The sequence below is a fragment of the Aureitalea sp. L0-47 genome, assembly GCF_026126405.1.
In the GTDB taxonomy this organism is placed as follows: domain Bacteria; phylum Bacteroidota; class Bacteroidia; order Flavobacteriales; family Flavobacteriaceae; genus Pukyongia.
Genome location: NZ_JAFMTQ010000025.1, coordinates 1 through 16183, shown reverse-complemented (window position 1 = coordinate 16183; position 16183 = coordinate 1). Strand labels below are relative to the sequence as shown.

Sequence of the window (16183 nt, the reverse complement as noted above, 5' to 3'; positions counted from 1 at the left end):
ACCATTACCTACCGCTGGAGAGCGGAGGATGCCTGTGGTAACTTCACGGAGGTGACCCAGAGCTTTGATGTACTGCCAGACACGGCGGCACCGACAAATATTTCTTGTCCTACCGGAGGTGATTTAGGATGTAATCCATTACCAAGTCAGTATGCACCAGGAACAGCTACATGGGAAGACGATTGTAGCAATATTAACAGTGGAGTATTCGAAGGTACACCGATCCAGGACGGTTGTGATTGGAGTGTAACGCATACGTACTGGGCAACAGATGATTGCGGTAACATGAGCACATGTGAACAAACATTTACATGGTCTATTGATGAATATGAAAGTTGTGAAACTGCATTTGGAAGGTTGAGTACTAACAATCCACCATCGCAATGCTTCCTGGATGATAATGATTATAACTTCAATCGTTGGGGTTGGACTAATTATATAGAGCAAGAAGGAAGCTATACAATGGAACTTTGGGCAGGAGCTGCTCATTGTGATACCTCGAATGGAGAATTTGTTGGAACGGCTACAGTTACTTATAATGGAGGCCTAGTAGATGTGGAATATCAGCTTATTGGTGATTATGTAATGAGCGAAGCACATATCTATATCGGCTGTGATAAATATCCAACTAAGCGAAACGGTCGACCAACTGTTGCACCAGGTCAGTACAATTTCAATCTTGGTGAATTAGATTACGTTCAGAACTATTCTCTAGAAGACGTTGAAGTGAGCGGACCATTCTGGATCATAGTTCATGCTGTGACATGTACAAGAGTTTGCGCATGTACTGTATCCAACGATGAAGGTGGTTCACAAGTTTCGAATGAGAATCCAATTGATTGTAGTGCGGAATTTGATCCGATAACAGAGATTGGAACAGAAGGAACTGAGATGGAATGGAATCTTGATTTCACTACCTATCCTGTACCTTTCGATAATTATCTGAATGTTTCCTATAATCTTGATTACGACAGTGATATTACTATTGAGGTATTTGATATTCGAGGTAGATTGATTCAATCAATCCAATCCGATTATACCCAAGGAACTAGAGCTGTTACCAGATTAGATCTTGGTGGAACACAAAATGAAGTACTCTTCATTAAAGTGACCACAGATCGAGGTATAGGGATGAAGAAAGTAGTCGCAAATAATTATATTAAAGACTAGTTTCAAAATTTGCAATCTATTAAGCGTCCGGGTAACCGGACGCTTTTTTTGTATGATAACCTTTGAAATATCCTCCTTAGATTGCTTAAATTAGACAGTTCAGTATCAAACAATGATAGATAAAGTAAAGTTTCAGAGAGATTTTTTCAATTCGAATGTCACCAGGGATATTTCCTTCAGAAAAAAACAATTACATATTCTGTTTTCACTTCTGAAAGAAAACGAAAAGCAACTCTGTAAAGCCATCCATGACGATTTTGGTAAGTCGGAATTTGAGACCATCGCTACGGAACTGGAGCTCATCTACAAGGATATCCGAAAAGCACTAAAACAGCTTTCTCAATGGTCCCGAAAAGAACCCGTCTCCACTAATCTCCTGAATTTTCCCGCACATAGTTATATTCAACCCGAACCATTGGGTGTTAGCCTTGTGATCGGAGCATGGAACTATCCCTATCAACTATCCATTGCACCTGCAGTTGCCGCTATAGCGGCGGGATGCACCGTTATTCTCAAACCTAGCGAACTACCCGCTCGTACCAGTGCCATCATGGCTAAGCTGGTGAGCGAGAATTTTGATCCTGGATTTTTCCATGTAGTCGAAGGTGGTGTGCAGAAGACCACGGAATTACTTCAGCAGAAGTTCGACAAAATATTTTTTACCGGGAGCACTCATGTCGGGCGCATCGTTTATGAAGCTGCTGCCAAACATCTCACCCCGGTAACCCTTGAATTAGGAGGAAAGAGCCCTGCTTTTGTGACCAGGGGCTGTAATTTGAAGATGACGGTTAAACGATTGATCTGGTCCAAATTCCTTAATTCAGGACAAACCTGTATTGCCCCGGATTATGTGATGGTGGATAATAAGATCAGGGACAATTTTCTTGAAAAATGTGTTGAGGAGATTGAGAAACGATCTTATGGCCTTGAAAATAACAACTATGTTCAGATTATCAATGAGCGAAATTTCGACCGACTTGCCGCAATGGTCGATCCCGAAAAAGTATATTACGGGGGAAAGATGGATAAAGAGAAGAGGATCTTTGGCCCGACTTTGCTCCACAACCTTAGTTTTGAAAATAAGGTGATGGAAGATGAGATCTTCGGACCCATACTCCCAGTGATCGGTTATGACGACCTTGACGCGGCCATTTCCAAAGTGAACGAATTACCTCGTCCTTTGTCTTGCTATGTCTTTACAAATAATAAGGAAAGTGAACAAAAGGTCATGCAGGGTATAAGCTTTGGTGGTGGTGGAGTGAACGAAGCCGTGATGCACATCACCAATCCGAACCTTCCTTTTGGAGGCGTTGGTAATAGTGGGACCGGGAAATATCACGGCGAGGCCGGATTCAGAGAATTCTCTAATTACAAGGCTATCCTAAATAAACCAACCTGGTTCGAATTGAACTTAAAATACGCTCCTTTAAGCAAAGCAAAACTTCGTTGGATAAGGAGATTCTTTAAATTTTAATTTACAGCCTATCTATGGTGATACGGCTCATTCCGAAGGATAGTAAATCCGCGATAGAGCTGCTCTACGAAGAACAAACGCACCATCTGATGAGAGAAAGTCATTTTTGAAAGTGATAACTTTCCATTAGCCCTGTTGTATACTTCATCGCTAAAACCATAAGGCCCTCCAATCACGAATACCAGGTTTTTGAGTCCGCTGTTCATTTGCTTCTGAAGATATCCCGCAAAGGCCACAGAATCGTATTGCTTGCCCTTTTCATCGAGCAGAACCAGATGATCGGAAGGCTTAACTTTTCTCAGAATTTCAGAACCTTCAACCTGTTTTTGCTGGGCTTCACTCAGATTTTTTGTATTACGCGCATCCGGTATGATCTCTAATGAGAATGGTACATACCGTATGAGTCGGCGATGGTACTCGTCAATCAATTGTTGTAATTCACGGTTGTCGGTTTTCCCTATGGCGAGCAAGGTGATTTTCATAAGTTTATCATTCGGCTGTATCTTACAAAGGTACTGTTTCCTAAACGCTTCCTACTTCCTTCTTCTTTTAGTATTTTAGCTGAAAGAATTCGTAATATGATTACCAAAAAACAATTCAGAAAGGAGATCGACCTGATCATTGCCAACGCTATCCGTGAGGATGTGGGCGATGGAGATCACAGCTCCCTGGCCTGTATCCCTGATGATGCCGAAGGTACCGCCCAGTTGCTCGTAAAAGATGAGGGTATAATTGCGGGAGTGGAGTTTGCCAGACAGGTATTCGAATTTGTGGATCCCGGGCTCGATATGGATATCATTTTGCCGGATAGTTCACCGGTGCGGTATGGAGATGTGAGCTTTTATGTTTCGGGAAATTCCCAATCCATTCTAAAAGCTGAACGCCTGGTGCTGAACGCCATGCAACGTATGAGTGCCATAGCTACCAAAACCAATAAATATGTGGAGCTTCTACAAGGTACCGGAACCCAGATACTGGATACCCGCAAGACCACACCGGGAATTCGGGCCCTCGAGAAATGGGCAGTGAAAATAGGAGGAGGGGAAAACCACAGGTTCGCCTTGTATGATATGATCATGCTGAAGGATAATCATATCGATTTCTGCGGCGGAATTTCCAAAGCCATCAATCAAACAAGGGAATACCTGAAGAATCAGCAGCTGAATCTCAAGATCATTTGTGAGGCGCGTAACCTGGATGAAATACAGCAAATATTAGATGCAGGTGGTGTTTACAGGATACTTATAGACAATTTTAACTTCGAAGACACCCGAAAAGCGGTTGCTATGATTGGTGACAAATGTCTTACGGAATCCAGTGGTGGGATCACCCTGGAAACGGCCAGGCAATATGCCGAGTGTGGCGTAAATTTCATCAGTAGTGGAGCTCTCACACATTCGGTACACAATATGGATTTGAGTCTAAAAGCAGTCTAGATGAGCAAGGAAGCGGAGGAAAAGTTGCTGGAGATTCCGGTGATCGGTGCGATCGTTCGGATCTTTAGACGAGTAATCCTTCCGGGTTTTAACGGACTGTCTCTTTACGACCTGCTTGAGATCTATATCACGGGGATCATAAAGGGGACGTTTTCGGCCAGGGCAAGTTCCATTGCCTACAGTTTTTTTATAGCCCTCTTTCCGTTCCTGCTGTTTATGCTGAACCTTATCTCTTATATCAAAGTAGAGGGATTTCAGCAGCGATTCTTATCCTTTATCCAGGAACTTCTGCCACCTCAGACGCATGATTTCTTTATTCCTGTTATTGAAGATATCGCGTTAAACCAGCGAACCGGACTTACTTATTTCGTGTTCTTTCTAACCCTATTCCTCGCTGCGAATGGTGTGAGTTCTATCTTCAGTGCTTTTGAAGGTTCTATACTTGTGAAGATCAACAGGGCGTTTTTCAGGCAATATTTCATAGCTATTCTAGTGGCTATTTGTATTTCGATTCTGCTACTCGTAACGGTGGGTGTGATTTTATACGGGGAGTTTATTATTCGAGAATTGAAGGGCAGTGACTATATTTCCAACGATATCTTCTGGGTCAATGTGCTGCAGATCACGGTATTCATTAGTATGATCTATGTGATCATTTCCGGACTGTACCATTTTGGAGTAAAAGAGGGCCGTGAAACCCGATTCTTCTCCATTGGAGCACTTATGACCACCTTATTATTCATGCTAACGACCTATTTGTTTGGGGTTTACATAAACAATTTTTCAAACTATAATGAGTTATATGGTTCTATTGGGGCGATATTGATCATGATGTTCTACATCTGGATAAATTCGAATCTTTTGTTGCTGGGATTCGAGCTGAATATCTCCCTCCAACGACTAAAAGAAAAACATCAAGATTAAAATTAATGCTATGAAAAAGTTATTTACTCTGATATTTCTTGTCTCTACTTCTGTGATGCTATCGCAGGATGTGGTGGGCAAGTGGAAAACTATAGACGATAAGACCGGAGACACAAAATCCATTGTTGAGATATACAAAGAAGATGGAAAGATCTACGGAAAGGTGGCCGAGATCCTTGTGGAAGGACGACAAGATGCTGTGTGCAAAGAATGTGAAGGTAAGGACAAAGACAAGCCCATCAAGGGGTTGTTGATCATCCGAGGTTTGGAAAAAGACGGTGACGAGTACAACAGCGGGAAGATACTGGATCCTGAAAATGGTAAACTCTACAAGTGTTATATTGAATTAGAAGAGGAGGATAAACTAAAAGTGCGCGGTTATATCGGCTTCTCGCTAATTGGTCGCACCCAGTATTGGTACCGGGCTAAATAAAATTGTTTATAAACGCTTTATGAGGTCGTTCATTTTGTGAACGGCCTTTTTTACTTTTATACTGTGTACTTTATCGATGTCATTTTACCCATTCCTTTAAAGCAAACGTTTACTTATAGTGTGAACGAGCACGAAGCTCGATTTCTGAAACAAGGAATGCGAGTGGCGGTGCCATTTGGTAAGTCGAAAGTTTACACGGCCATTGTCTACAGGGTACATACCCAACCTCCTGCCAGCTATGAAACAAAATCCATCGACCAGATCCTGGACGAGGAACCCATATTGAATGAACAGCAGCTAAAACATTGGGAGTGGATGGCATCCTACTATATGTGTACGCTGGGAGAAGTAATACGCGCGGCTTTACCATCGGCTTTCTTACTGGAAAGTGAGACCGTGATAAAACTTGCTTCGGAAATGAATGTTGAGGAGAACGGCTTTTCCGATGAAGAATTCCTTGTGTATGAAGCCCTACAGCATCAGTCCAGTTTGCATATCAACGATGTGCGCTCCATACTAGATATGAAGAATGTAGTTAAGGTCATTCAGCAATTGCTTCAGAAGGGGGCCATAGAAGTCGAGGAAACCGTTTTTGAGAAGTACACTCCCAAAGTAGTGCGATACATCCGTTTGGCTCCTGAATTTACTTCAGAAGAAAACCTTCAGCAACTATTAGAAACACTAACGCGGGCACCCAAACAGAAGGAGGTGTTGATGACCCTCTTCATGCTTTCGGCCCAGCAGAAGAAGCCGGTGAGTTCGGTACAACTTCAGAAAAGAAGCAATGCCAGTGCAGCGGTCTTGAAAGCACTTATCGACAAAGGCATATTGGAAGAATATTTTGTTCAAAAGGACCGGGTGGAATATACCGGGCCTGAAGGAGCTGCCACCAAGGCCCTGAGTGAGGCCCAACATAAGGCACTTACCGAGATCAAGTCGAGTTTCGAAGAGCATGATGTAACACTGCTACACGGGGTTACCTCCAGCGGTAAGACTGAAATTTATGTCGAGCTTATTTCAGAAATAATAAAATCGGGAAAACAGGTATTGTATATGCTGCCCGAGATCGCGCTTACTACACAATTGATCGGTAGGTTACAGCATTATTTCGGAGAGCGCATTTCGGTGTTTCATTCGAAATATACTTTGAACGAAAGGGTAGAGGTGTGGTACAATGTGCTTCAGAAGAAACCAAAGGCCCAGATCATTATTGGCGCGCGCTCTTCGCTGTTTTTACCTTTTTCTAACCTGGGACTGATCATTGTTGATGAGGCTCACGAGCCCAGTTTCAAGCAATACAGTCCGGCACCGAGGTATCACGCCAGGGATTCTGCTGTGGTATTGGGGCAATTGCACAACGCAAAGACTTTGTTAGGTTCAGCTACACCATCGCTGGAGAGCACTCACAATGCGCAAACCGATAAATACGGCCTGGTGAAATTGACCGAGCGATACGGGAACATTCTCATGCCGGAAATTGAGTTGGTGGACATTCGTGAAAAACACCGAAAGAAGCGGATGACCGGGCATTTCAGTGATCGGTTATTTGAGGAAATTGAGGAAGTTCTCAAAGAAGGAGAGCAGGTGATATTATTTCAGAACCGTCGTGGTTACTCACCATTTGTGGAATGTACCACTTGTGGGGTTTCGCCTCAATGTCCGAATTGCGACGTAAGCCTTACCTATCACCAGTTTAAAAATGAGTTACGATGTCATTATTGTGGCTACCACATCGCAATGCTGATCTCCTGCATGGCCTGTGGGAGCGAGACCTTGGATGCCAAGGGATTCGGCACTGAACAGATAGAATCAGAGGTGAAGCAGCTGTTCCCCGAACACTCGGTAGCACGTATGGACCAGGATACTACGAGGGGAAAACACGCCTATGCCAAATTGATAGAGAAGATCGAGAACCAGGAGATTGATATTATTGTTGGAACGCAAATGCTGGCCAAGGGGCTGGATTTTCGGAACATCAGGCTGGTAGGGGTAATGAATGCCGATAATTTGCTGAATTTCCCAGATTTCAGGGTGCATGAAAGGAGTTTCCAGTTACTTCAGCAGGTTTCGGGAAGGGCAGGAAGGACTGAAAAAAGGGGGAAGGTGTTAATTCAGACCTTCAATCCGAATCACCAGATCCTGCAGCAGGTGAGCGTGAACGATTATGACGGTATGTTCAAAGACGAGGCCGAGCAGCGATACCAGTACAAATACCCACCTTACTACCGAACCATCAAGATTACGTTAAGGGACAGGAATTACAATAAGATGCATAAGGCTGCGGTTTGGCTGGGAGCATTGCTTCAGACACGTTTAAAGGAGAATGTTCTAGGCCCGGAAGCACCTCCGGTAGGAAGGATACGGAATTTGTTTATCACTAATTTGCTGGTGAAGATCCCTAAACAACAATCGGTACCTAAAACAAAGAAGTTTATAGGAAAAGCAGTACAAAGTTTTCATTCGGTAAAGGATTTCTCCACCGTGAAACTTACCATAGATGTAGATAATTACTAGCTGCGCATGGAAGCGGCAAGGGCTTCGGCCAGTTCAGCCTTTCTGTTTCGGCTGAGCGGTAGTTGCTCTTTATCGAGTTCGATCACCTTACTGTTGTAGCGCTCTACTTTATCGAGGTTTACAATGTAAGATTTATGGATACGAAGAAAGCGATCTTTTGGCAACAGGGCTTCAAAGGCTTTCATAGTAGAAAGCACAACCAAGGCGTCGTGTTCTGTAACCAGTTTCACGTAATCTCCAAGAGCTTCGATATAGCGAAGTTCATTCAGGAATACTTTACGTTTCTTAAGATTACTCTTCACGAAAATGAAGTCTTCTTCGTCGAATCCTTCGTCGTTCTTGAGTTTGTAATTGGTGATCGCCTTATGAACGGCATTCAGGAAACGGTCTTTGGAGATCGGTTTCCGAAGATAATCCACAGCGTCATAATCGAAGGCTTTAAAAGCGTATTTCGTCTTACCGGTTACAAAGATGATCTGCGGTTTATTGGTAAGATCATCCAACAGGTCAAACCCAGAGAGTATAGGCATTTCAATATCCAGGAAGATAAGATCGATATTCGTGGTAGCGAGTCCCATCTTTGCTTCGATGGCATTATTATATTCTGCTACCAGGTCTAATGAAGGATGATTTTCAATCAACTTTACAATGGATAGCCGTTGTAAAGTTGAATCATCAACAATCGCACACTTTAGTATTGGTTTGTCCACGGTTAGACTATTTTAGAATAAGGCAATTATAACCAAAAAATCGATGAACTGCAACTTTTTTTAACTTTTGTCGTTAGAAATGCTCATTTCATCGTTTTATGTAAGAAAAATCCGTGTTTTTTATTCTTCGGAAGGGATTCCATTTAGTCTTTGATAATTCTAAATAAAGTAGTATTTTTGCACGCTCTTGGTAAAGCGCCAGGAGTTATTATTACTGAAATAAAGTAGTTATTTATGAATCATTATGAAACTGTTTTCATCTTAAATCCCGTTTTATCTGAAGAGCAGATAAAGGAAACAGTTAAGAAATACGAAGATCTTCTTGTTTCTAAAGGTGCTAAGATGATATCGAAAGAAGATTGGGGGCTGAAAAAACTAGCCTACCCGATCCAACACAAAAAGAGTGGATTCTACCACATGTTCGAGTACACTGTTGAAGGTGAAGCCATCAACAATATGGAAGTAGAGTTCCGAAGAGACGAGCGTATCATGCGTTACTTAACCGTAAAGCTTGACAAACATGCTGTAGCATGGGCTGAGAAAAGAAGAACCCGTAACAAGCAAACTGCGTAAACATGGCTACATTACAACAACAAGCAAAAGGAAAGAAAGACGGAGAGATCAGGTATCTTACTCCGCTTAATATAGAGACCACCAAAGCGAAGAAATACTGTCGTTTTAAGAAGTCGGGGATCAAGTACATCGACTACAAGGACCCTGATTACCTAATGAACTTTGTGAACGAGCAAGGTAAGATCTTACCTCGCAGGCTAACCGGAACTTCTTTGAAGTACCAGCGAAAAGTGGCTGTGGCTATTAAAAGAGCACGTCACCTGGCGCTTATGCCTTACGTAACCGACCTATATAAATAAAAAGCAGACAGGATTATGGAACTTATATTAAAGAAAGACGTAGACAACCTTGGTTTTACAGACGATCTTGTTACTGTAAAGAACGGTTATGGACGAAACTACCTTATCCCTCAGGGATATGCGGTATTGGCAACTCCTTCTGCTAAGAAAGTTCTTGCTGAAACCTTGAAGCAGCGTGCTTACAAGGAGCAGAAGATCATAGAAGATGCAAAGGTGGAAGCTGAGAAGTTGAACGAAATCGAACTGAAGATCGGTGCTAAGGCAGGTGAAGGAAACAAATTATTTGGATCTGTTACCAACGCCGATTTGGCCGACGCACTTGAGAAAGAAGGTGTGACCATCGAGAAGAAGTACATTACTATCGCCGGTGGATCCATCAAGAGAGTTGGAAATTACGAAGCTAGCATTCGCTTCCACAGAGATGTGGTGACCAACTTTGCTTTCGACGTGGTCGCAGAAGCGAAGAAATAAATTTAGCTATTGATTTAGCATTCAGGAACACCTTCAGCGATGAGGGTGTTTTTTTTTGTCACTTAGAGTGCATTTGAGAGGTTTCTCAAAAGCAAAATCTCAAAAAACAATATTCAAAAAGCAAATAATAACCAAACTCTAAATTCCAACACAAAGGTTTGTGGCTGTTGTATTTTGAATTTTATTTGAAATTTGTAAGTTGAGATTTGGTACTTGTTACAAATAGTCTAACTCTCACTACTGCTGGTTTCACTAAAACTGTCAACACATAACCATTTAGCTCATACAGCTTATGAAGTACATCCGACTCACAAAAGAACAATTCGAAGCCTTACACGAGGAATTTGCACGTTTCCTTGCTACGCAATCCATCACGGCCGACGAATGGACCAAACTTAAAGAGGAGCAACCGGAACTTGCAGAAGCTGAGCTCGACCTGTTCAGCGACCTGGTATGGGAAGGGGTAATTCAAAAGGCAGAATATTTGGAGAAAATAGATTCGAATCAATTGTTTCTTTTTAGAATTGAAGAATCGGATATGAAGCTGATCGCTCTTAAAGTAAAGGACACTTCAAAAGATATCACCCAAACAGAGGACTTTCAATGGCTGCTGAAGAACTATATGAGTGACGAAGTTGAGGTCTTTCAATCCTCCAAACCCTTTTCCGAAGACAAACATGCAGAGATCTTCGAACTGCTTAAAATGGGTAGCGCCATCAGCAAAGGTGAGTGGTATACATTTTTTGATGGGGTGATTTCTTCTGAGGAATAAATAACTGTCACTTCGAGTGAATTTGAAATGCGATAACAATTTCAAATTAATATCGAGAAGATATTACCTTGACTAATCTAAACTTTTGTGATTCCTCCCTTCATTTTCTTTGCTCGTCCAAAGAAAACGAAGCAAAAGAAAAGACGCCTTTTCGATAGGTATTTTTGGTCCTACGTCCCAAAACCATTCGTAATTTCCTAAAATCACTACAAGGCTTCGCGATTTCTTCACGGAAATTACTCATCTATACTCACGAAAAGGGTTTTAGAAATAGCCCGAACTAAAAACTGCGCCTCAGAGACGACTTCGGGACCCGCCGGATGCAATCGAGAGAACAACTAAAAGCTGTTTGAACCACTTTAGTGGTGAGTTCTTTTAGTTGCGAGGTAAAGACATGGCGGGTGAACAAGGGCTCTGCAGCGCTAGAGTTTTTTGCTTCTTTTTTGGGCAATGCAAAAAAGAAGGGATAACACTCAGAAATAAACCAGTTCTCGATACGATTCGCCTTGCAAATCACTCGAACTTACAATCTTTCTTAAAACACTAGGGCTTACCAGTTTTGTATGATCTTGGTGTAAAACACGTAAGAGAAGATCACGATAATGATAATTTCAATCGCGTTAAAGAGCATTTTATTCCTGATAATCAATCGTAGGATAAAATCGAGAATCAGACCAAAGAATCCGGCACTGGTAAGAATTGCCATCCCCACAACTCCCCAACCTTCAGAATCCATTAGAACGGACCAGTTAATTAAGGTATAGGACGCTATGGCGAGAATATAAAGTATTGAAAAAGCAGTAAGTGGGGTTAATTTTTTCATTTTGAATGAACTACTCGTATCTCAAACTTTCAATAGGATCCAGCTTAGCAGCCTTTGTAGCCGGGTAAGAACCAGCGAGCACGGCTGTAAGGAAGGAAATGACGGTAGCACCGATCAACGCTCCCCACGGGAGTGCAAACTTAAAGTCGAAAATAGCCGCGAAGGCGATACCGGTAAGGATGCCGAGCACAATTCCTAGTATACTCCCAAATTGGCCAATTAGAATAGTTTCAATAAAGAATTGAGTGGAAATGGTAGATCTTTTGGCACCCATGGCTTTCCGGACACCGATCTCCCGTGTGCGTTCCGTCACTGAAACCAGCATAATATTCATCAAAGCAATTGAGGACCCCAGGATGGTAATGATACTGATGATCCAGGCAGAGATCTCCAAAACCCCTGTTATACTAGCAATACGGTTGATTAGGTCGTCGCTGCGCTCTATTCCGAAGTTATTCTCTTCTATAGGATTGAGTCCACGAATGTTTCTGAAAGCAACGATCGCCTCATCCTGGGCCCCGGCCATCATCGCTTTGTCGTCTACCCTTACACTAATTGTATAATTGATATTGGGCTGGGTGAAGATACTCCTGGCGATCTTTATAGGAATAAGTACTTTAAGGTCCTGGTTATTTCCGAAGGTTGCACCCTTGGATTCGAGTATACCGATCACTTTAAATTTCACCCCGCGTATACTAATGGTCTTACCAATGGGATCGTCGTTCACGAATAAATTCTTGGTAAAGTCGGAACCAATAATAGCCACCTTATTATTGTTCTCTACGTCAAAGTAGGTGAGTGCCCGACCGCGTTCCACATCGGTTCCGGTGTTGGCCAGGTAATGCTCGTTTACACCGAACACCTGTATGTCCGGGTCTGTTTTTTCGTTTTCATATTTGATTTCTGCGGAACCTGTCCCGCGAAACGAAAGGGAAACTTGTGAATATGGATACTCGTAACGTTCCAGGAATTCCCTGGCATTGTTAAAACTGATCACAGGGTTGATCTTTTGGGTTTCCCCCTGGTTTCCTCGCTGAACCCTCACCCCGAATTCGTATCGTTGGATGTTGAAAGTGTTGGCTCCCATGGATGCGAAGTCACTGGATATGGTGCTTTCCAAGGCCTTTACCGCGCTCAGTATACCTACTAATGCCCAAATCCCGATACCGATAATCACAATGGTGAGTATGGTTCGAAGTAACTGACTCTTAATAGAATCGACGGCAATTCTTATGTTTTCCCGAAAGAGTCCAAACATGTTTTAGCAGTTATGATTGGTAATTAGACTTAAAACCGCTCATAAAGTTACCATTAATTTTAAGATATTTGCAGCAGATGTAAGACAAGAAGCTCGTTGTCATTCAGAAGGAGCCTGCGACTGATGAATCTCTTAGATTCTTCGCTTAACTGCGTGACGCTCTGAATGACAATAATAGCCCACGTTAATACCAAAATACTAAAATACCAACATACTAATATTCTAACATACTAGAATGTCCAACAAACCCTCCATACCCAAAGGAACCCGCGATTTCGGTCCGCAGGAAGTTGTGAAACGGAACTACATCTTCGATCTGATCCGCAAGGCCTTTACGCGCTTTGGTTTCCAGCCTATTGAGACACCCAGCTTTGAAAACAGCGAGACGCTCATGGGTAAGTATGGTGAAGAGGGGGACCGGCTTATTTTTAAAATCCTCAATAGTGGAGATTTTCTTCGGAAGGTGACTGATGAAGAGTTGAATAGCCGTAATGCTGCTTCTTTAACTCCTAAAATTTCTGAAAAGGCTCTGCGCTATGATCTTACAGTTCCCTTCGCCCGTTTTGTTGTCCAACATCGAAATGATATTGACTTTCCGTTCAAGCGTTACCAAATACAACCGGTTTGGAGAGCCGACAGGCCCCAGAAAGGCCGTTTCCGGGAGTTTTACCAGTGCGATGCCGATGTGGTAGGCAGCCAATCGCTGTGGCAGGAAGTGGAGTTTGTGCAATTGTACGATGCTGTGTTCACCAACCTTCGACTTCGGAATACTACCATCAAACTCAACAACCGTAAGATCTTGAGTGGTATTGCTGAAGTGATCGGAGCTGAAGACAAACTTATCGACTTCACCGTAGCCCTTGACAAGCTGGACAAGATAGGAGAGGAGAAGGTGAAAGAGGAGATGCTGGCCAAGGGTATTTCTGAAGATGCCATCTCCAAGGTGCAACCCTTGTTCAATGTGACCGGAACCGCTTCAGAAAAAATAAAAACCCTTAAAAGTCTACTTTCAACTTCCGAGATTGGGATGAAAGGGATAGAAGAGCTGGAATTTATTGTTAAGTCGATTGATAAGCTTAAATTGAAGTCGGCCAAATTGGAGATCGACGTCACCCTTGCCCGCGGACTCAATTACTACACCGGGGCCATCTTCGAAGTGGGTGCACCGCCTGAGGTAAAAATGGGAAGCATAGGCGGCGGTGGTCGATATGATGACCTTACAGGCATCTTCGGACTCAAAGACATGTCGGGTGTGGGAATTTCTTTCGGACTCGACCGTATCTACCTGGTGATGGACGAACTCGGACTCTTCCCGGAGACAGTGCTCGAGACAACTAAAGCGATGTTTGTTAATTTCGGGGAAAAGGAGGCCATGTACGCCATTCGTAGCATGAGTGCGCTTAGAGAAGAAGGGATTGCCGTGGATCTTTATCCTGATTCAGCAAAAATGGGGAAACAGATGGGATATGCCGACAAGCGAGGCATTCCTTATGTAATTTTAGCCGGTGAGAGCGAGGTTAAAAGCAAGACCTACACCCTTAAAAACATGAAAACCGGGGAGCAGAAGACGCTGGATATTGATCAGTTGGTGAGTGAGTTGAAGTAATTTCACTTTTCTTTAGGAGTACCAATCGATTGGTTTTCATATTTTTAGAGTCAACAATTCAGAAGGTAAACACCTCTGGGCTTGTTCCATCAAAAAAAGCTATGAAAAAGATCCTGTTTATCCTCGCATTTCTTGCAGGACCCGTTCTGATTTCCCAGAATGTGAGTATTCCCGACCCTAATTTTAAAAGTGCCCTTATCGACCTTGGTGTTGACACTAATGGGGATGGTCAGATTCAAGTTGCGGAGGCGGTGAACTTCACCGATCCAATATTTGTGAATGCCGAAAACATTAGCGATATGACGGGTATTGGAGCTTTTATTAATGTTACTGAATTGCAATGTGGAGGAAACCAGATCACCCAGTTGGATCTGAGCGGAAACAGTTCATTAGAAAAGGTCAATTGCGGAAATAATGATATAGTTTCCCTTGTGCTGGGAGCCAATACAAACCTGAAGCGGATCGAAATGTTAGCCAACCCAATAAGCACTATAGACTTGAGTGGATTGCCAAACCTGGAGCACTTCGATGCGATGGTGACAGATTTTTCTTCTGTTGATGTGAGTGCGAATTTAAATCTTCAATACCTGAACCTGAACAATAGTCCGGTTACATCTGTTGACGTAACGAACAACCTCGAACTAAGGTTTTTGAATTGTCTCGAAACCAACATAAATACTGTGGATGTTTCCAACAACCCATTGCTGGAGTTACTGTTTATTTCCTTTACAAATGTTTCCAGTTTGGATGTAACGAACAATCCCGACTTGAAAATGATCGCACTTAGGGGCCTTGGCCTTAGTGAGCTGGATCTTTCAAATAACACATCACTGGAGTATATCGATATGCGGAACAACCTGTTCACTGAATTTGATTTTTCCATTTTCCCAAACCTGGTTGGATTAAGAGTCAGGGAGAATCTAATCACAGAATTGGATTTGTCTGCAAACTCCTCACTTTGCCATTTCTTTGCAGATTCTGATGCGCTTGAATTTATAAATGTAAAAAATGGCAGCAACGAGCTGTTCTTTTCTGGTGCGGGAACTTGTTCGGTGGAGATTTCGGTAGGTACTGGCTTTTTCGGCTTAAACCCGGCATTTTCTGCAACTTTTAGTGATAACCTGGAATTTATTTGCGTGGACGATGTAGTGTTTGCCCAGCAAAATTTCAATGAAGTTCCTCCCGGTGTAATATTCATTGAGAATTGTGAACTTTCCGTGGAGAGCAATAGTAAGGCTAAAGTCCGCTTATTCCCCAACCCTGCGAGAGAGCGGGTAACTATAACATCTGGTTCACAGATAGAATCCCTGCTCATAAGAAACACGGTGGGACAGGAAGTCATTTCAAACACTGCGGCCTCCAATGAAACATCAATTGATATATCGGGCCTATCGGCCGGACTTTACTTCGTTGAAGTTACTTCTGAAGAAGGTAAAGGGGTTTATAGGTTGTTGAAGGAGTGAGGGGTAGATTTGTCACTTCGATACTATTTTCCTTCGGAAAATCACTCAGTGACCATATTTGCAGTATTCAGGGTGGTCACTTCGGTACATTTCTCATTTCATTCGAAATACTCAGTGACCTTATTTGCAGTATTCAGGGTGGTCACTTCGGTACTATTTTCTTTCGGAAAATCACTCAGTGACCTTATTTGCAGTATTCAGAGTGGTCACTTCGGTACTATTTTCCTTCGGAAAATCACTCAGTGACCTTATTTGCA

At 42.7% G+C, this 16183-nt stretch carries 17 protein-coding genes; 13 read left to right on the top strand and 4 right to left on the bottom strand.

All coding sequences use genetic code 11. The features are described 5' to 3' along the window. A partial coding sequence (locus J1N09_RS15140) for a T9SS type A sorting domain-containing protein (protein WP_265201127.1) occupies positions 1–1170 on the top strand: 1170 nt, incomplete at its 5' end. Positions 1171–1282: 112 nt separating this feature from the next. Next, positions 1283–2644, top strand: coding sequence for an aldehyde dehydrogenase family protein (locus J1N09_RS15135; RefSeq protein WP_265201125.1), 1362 nt, complete (start codon positions 1283–1285; stop codon positions 2642–2644). 8 nt (positions 2645–2652) lie between these two features. Here J1N09_RS15135 and rlmH read toward each other — a convergent pair whose 3' ends face one another. Further along, entirely contained in the window at positions 2653–3126 is a 474-nt protein-coding gene (gene rlmH / locus J1N09_RS15130) for a 23S rRNA (pseudouridine(1915)-N(3))-methyltransferase RlmH (protein WP_265201123.1), read from the bottom strand. Positions 3127–3222: 96 nt separating this feature from the next. Here rlmH and nadC point away from each other — a divergent pair, with 96 nt between their 5' ends. The 4 genes from nadC to priA all read left to right on the top strand — a co-directional run bounded on the left by nadC (position 3223) and on the right by priA (position 7951). After that, positions 3223–4080, top strand: coding sequence for a carboxylating nicotinate-nucleotide diphosphorylase (nadC, locus tag J1N09_RS15125; RefSeq protein ID WP_265201121.1), 858 nt, complete (start codon positions 3223–3225; stop codon positions 4078–4080). Then, the gene (locus J1N09_RS15120; RefSeq protein WP_265201120.1) at positions 4081–5004 is read left to right on the top strand and encodes a YihY/virulence factor BrkB family protein; all 924 of its coding nucleotides are present in this window, start codon (positions 4081–4083) and stop codon (positions 5002–5004) included. It abuts the gene before it with no gap. A 10-nt stretch (positions 5005–5014) separates the two neighbouring features. Further along, the gene (locus tag J1N09_RS15115; RefSeq protein WP_265201119.1) at positions 5015–5437 is read left to right on the top strand and encodes a DUF2147 domain-containing protein; all 423 of its coding nucleotides are present in this window, start codon (positions 5015–5017) and stop codon (positions 5435–5437) included. A 63-nt stretch (positions 5438–5500) separates the two neighbouring features. Continuing rightward, on the top strand, positions 5501–7951 hold the full coding sequence (gene priA / locus J1N09_RS15110) for a primosomal protein N' (RefSeq protein ID WP_265201118.1): 2451 nt from the start codon (positions 5501–5503) through the stop codon (positions 7949–7951). Here priA and J1N09_RS15105 read toward each other — a convergent pair. Next, on the bottom strand, positions 7948–8661 hold the full coding sequence (locus tag J1N09_RS15105; protein WP_265201117.1) for a LytR/AlgR family response regulator transcription factor: 714 nt from the start codon (positions 8659–8661) through the stop codon (positions 7948–7950). The genes priA and J1N09_RS15105 overlap by 4 nt on opposite strands. A gap of 234 nt (positions 8662–8895) precedes the next feature. Here J1N09_RS15105 and rpsF point away from each other — a divergent pair, with 234 nt between their 5' ends. The 4 genes from rpsF (at position 8896) to J1N09_RS15085 (ending at position 10776) form a co-directional block, all read left to right on the top strand. After that, a complete protein-coding gene (gene rpsF, locus J1N09_RS15100; RefSeq protein ID WP_265201116.1) occupies positions 8896–9234 on the top strand; it encodes a 30S ribosomal protein S6 in 339 nt (112 codons plus the stop codon). A 2-nt stretch (positions 9235–9236) separates the two neighbouring features. Then, positions 9237–9533, top strand: coding sequence for a 30S ribosomal protein S18 (gene rpsR, locus J1N09_RS15095; RefSeq protein WP_265201115.1), 297 nt, complete (start codon positions 9237–9239; stop codon positions 9531–9533). Positions 9534–9548: 15 nt separating this feature from the next. Then, positions 9549–10004: a 50S ribosomal protein L9 gene (rplI, locus tag J1N09_RS15090; RefSeq protein ID WP_265201114.1), complete on the top strand. Its 456-nt coding sequence runs from the start codon at positions 9549–9551 to the stop codon at positions 10002–10004. 292 nt (positions 10005–10296) lie between these two features. Beyond that, the gene (locus J1N09_RS15085; RefSeq protein WP_265201113.1) at positions 10297–10776 is read left to right on the top strand and encodes a DUF6495 family protein; all 480 of its coding nucleotides are present in this window, start codon (positions 10297–10299) and stop codon (positions 10774–10776) included. A 550-nt stretch (positions 10777–11326) separates the two neighbouring features. Here the strand turns inward: J1N09_RS15085 and J1N09_RS15080 are convergent. Then, the gene (locus J1N09_RS15080; protein ID WP_265201112.1) at positions 11327–11599 is read right to left on the bottom strand and encodes a hypothetical protein; all 273 of its coding nucleotides are present in this window, start codon (positions 11597–11599) and stop codon (positions 11327–11329) included. Between the two features lie 10 nt (positions 11600–11609). After that, the gene (locus J1N09_RS15075; RefSeq protein ID WP_265201111.1) at positions 11610–12857 is read right to left on the bottom strand and encodes an ABC transporter permease; all 1248 of its coding nucleotides are present in this window, start codon (positions 12855–12857) and stop codon (positions 11610–11612) included. Between the two features lie 235 nt (positions 12858–13092). Between J1N09_RS15075 and hisS the strand changes: the two genes are divergently transcribed. The 3 genes from hisS (at position 13093) to J1N09_RS15060 (ending at position 16172) form a co-directional block, all read left to right on the top strand. Further along, positions 13093–14463 carry a histidine--tRNA ligase gene (gene hisS / locus J1N09_RS15070; RefSeq protein ID WP_265201110.1) on the top strand — a complete coding sequence of 457 codons (1371 nt, stop codon included), beginning with the start codon at positions 13093–13095 and terminating at the stop codon, positions 14461–14463. A 101-nt stretch (positions 14464–14564) separates the two neighbouring features. Continuing rightward, positions 14565–15926 (top strand): T9SS type A sorting domain-containing protein, encoded by a 1362-nt coding sequence (locus tag J1N09_RS15065; protein WP_265201109.1) that lies wholly within the window; start codon positions 14565–14567, stop codon positions 15924–15926. Between the two features lie 48 nt (positions 15927–15974). Next, positions 15975–16172 carry a hypothetical protein gene (locus J1N09_RS15060; RefSeq protein ID WP_265201108.1) on the top strand — a complete coding sequence of 66 codons (198 nt, stop codon included), beginning with the start codon at positions 15975–15977 and terminating at the stop codon, positions 16170–16172. Positions 16173–16183: the final 11 nt, after the last annotated feature.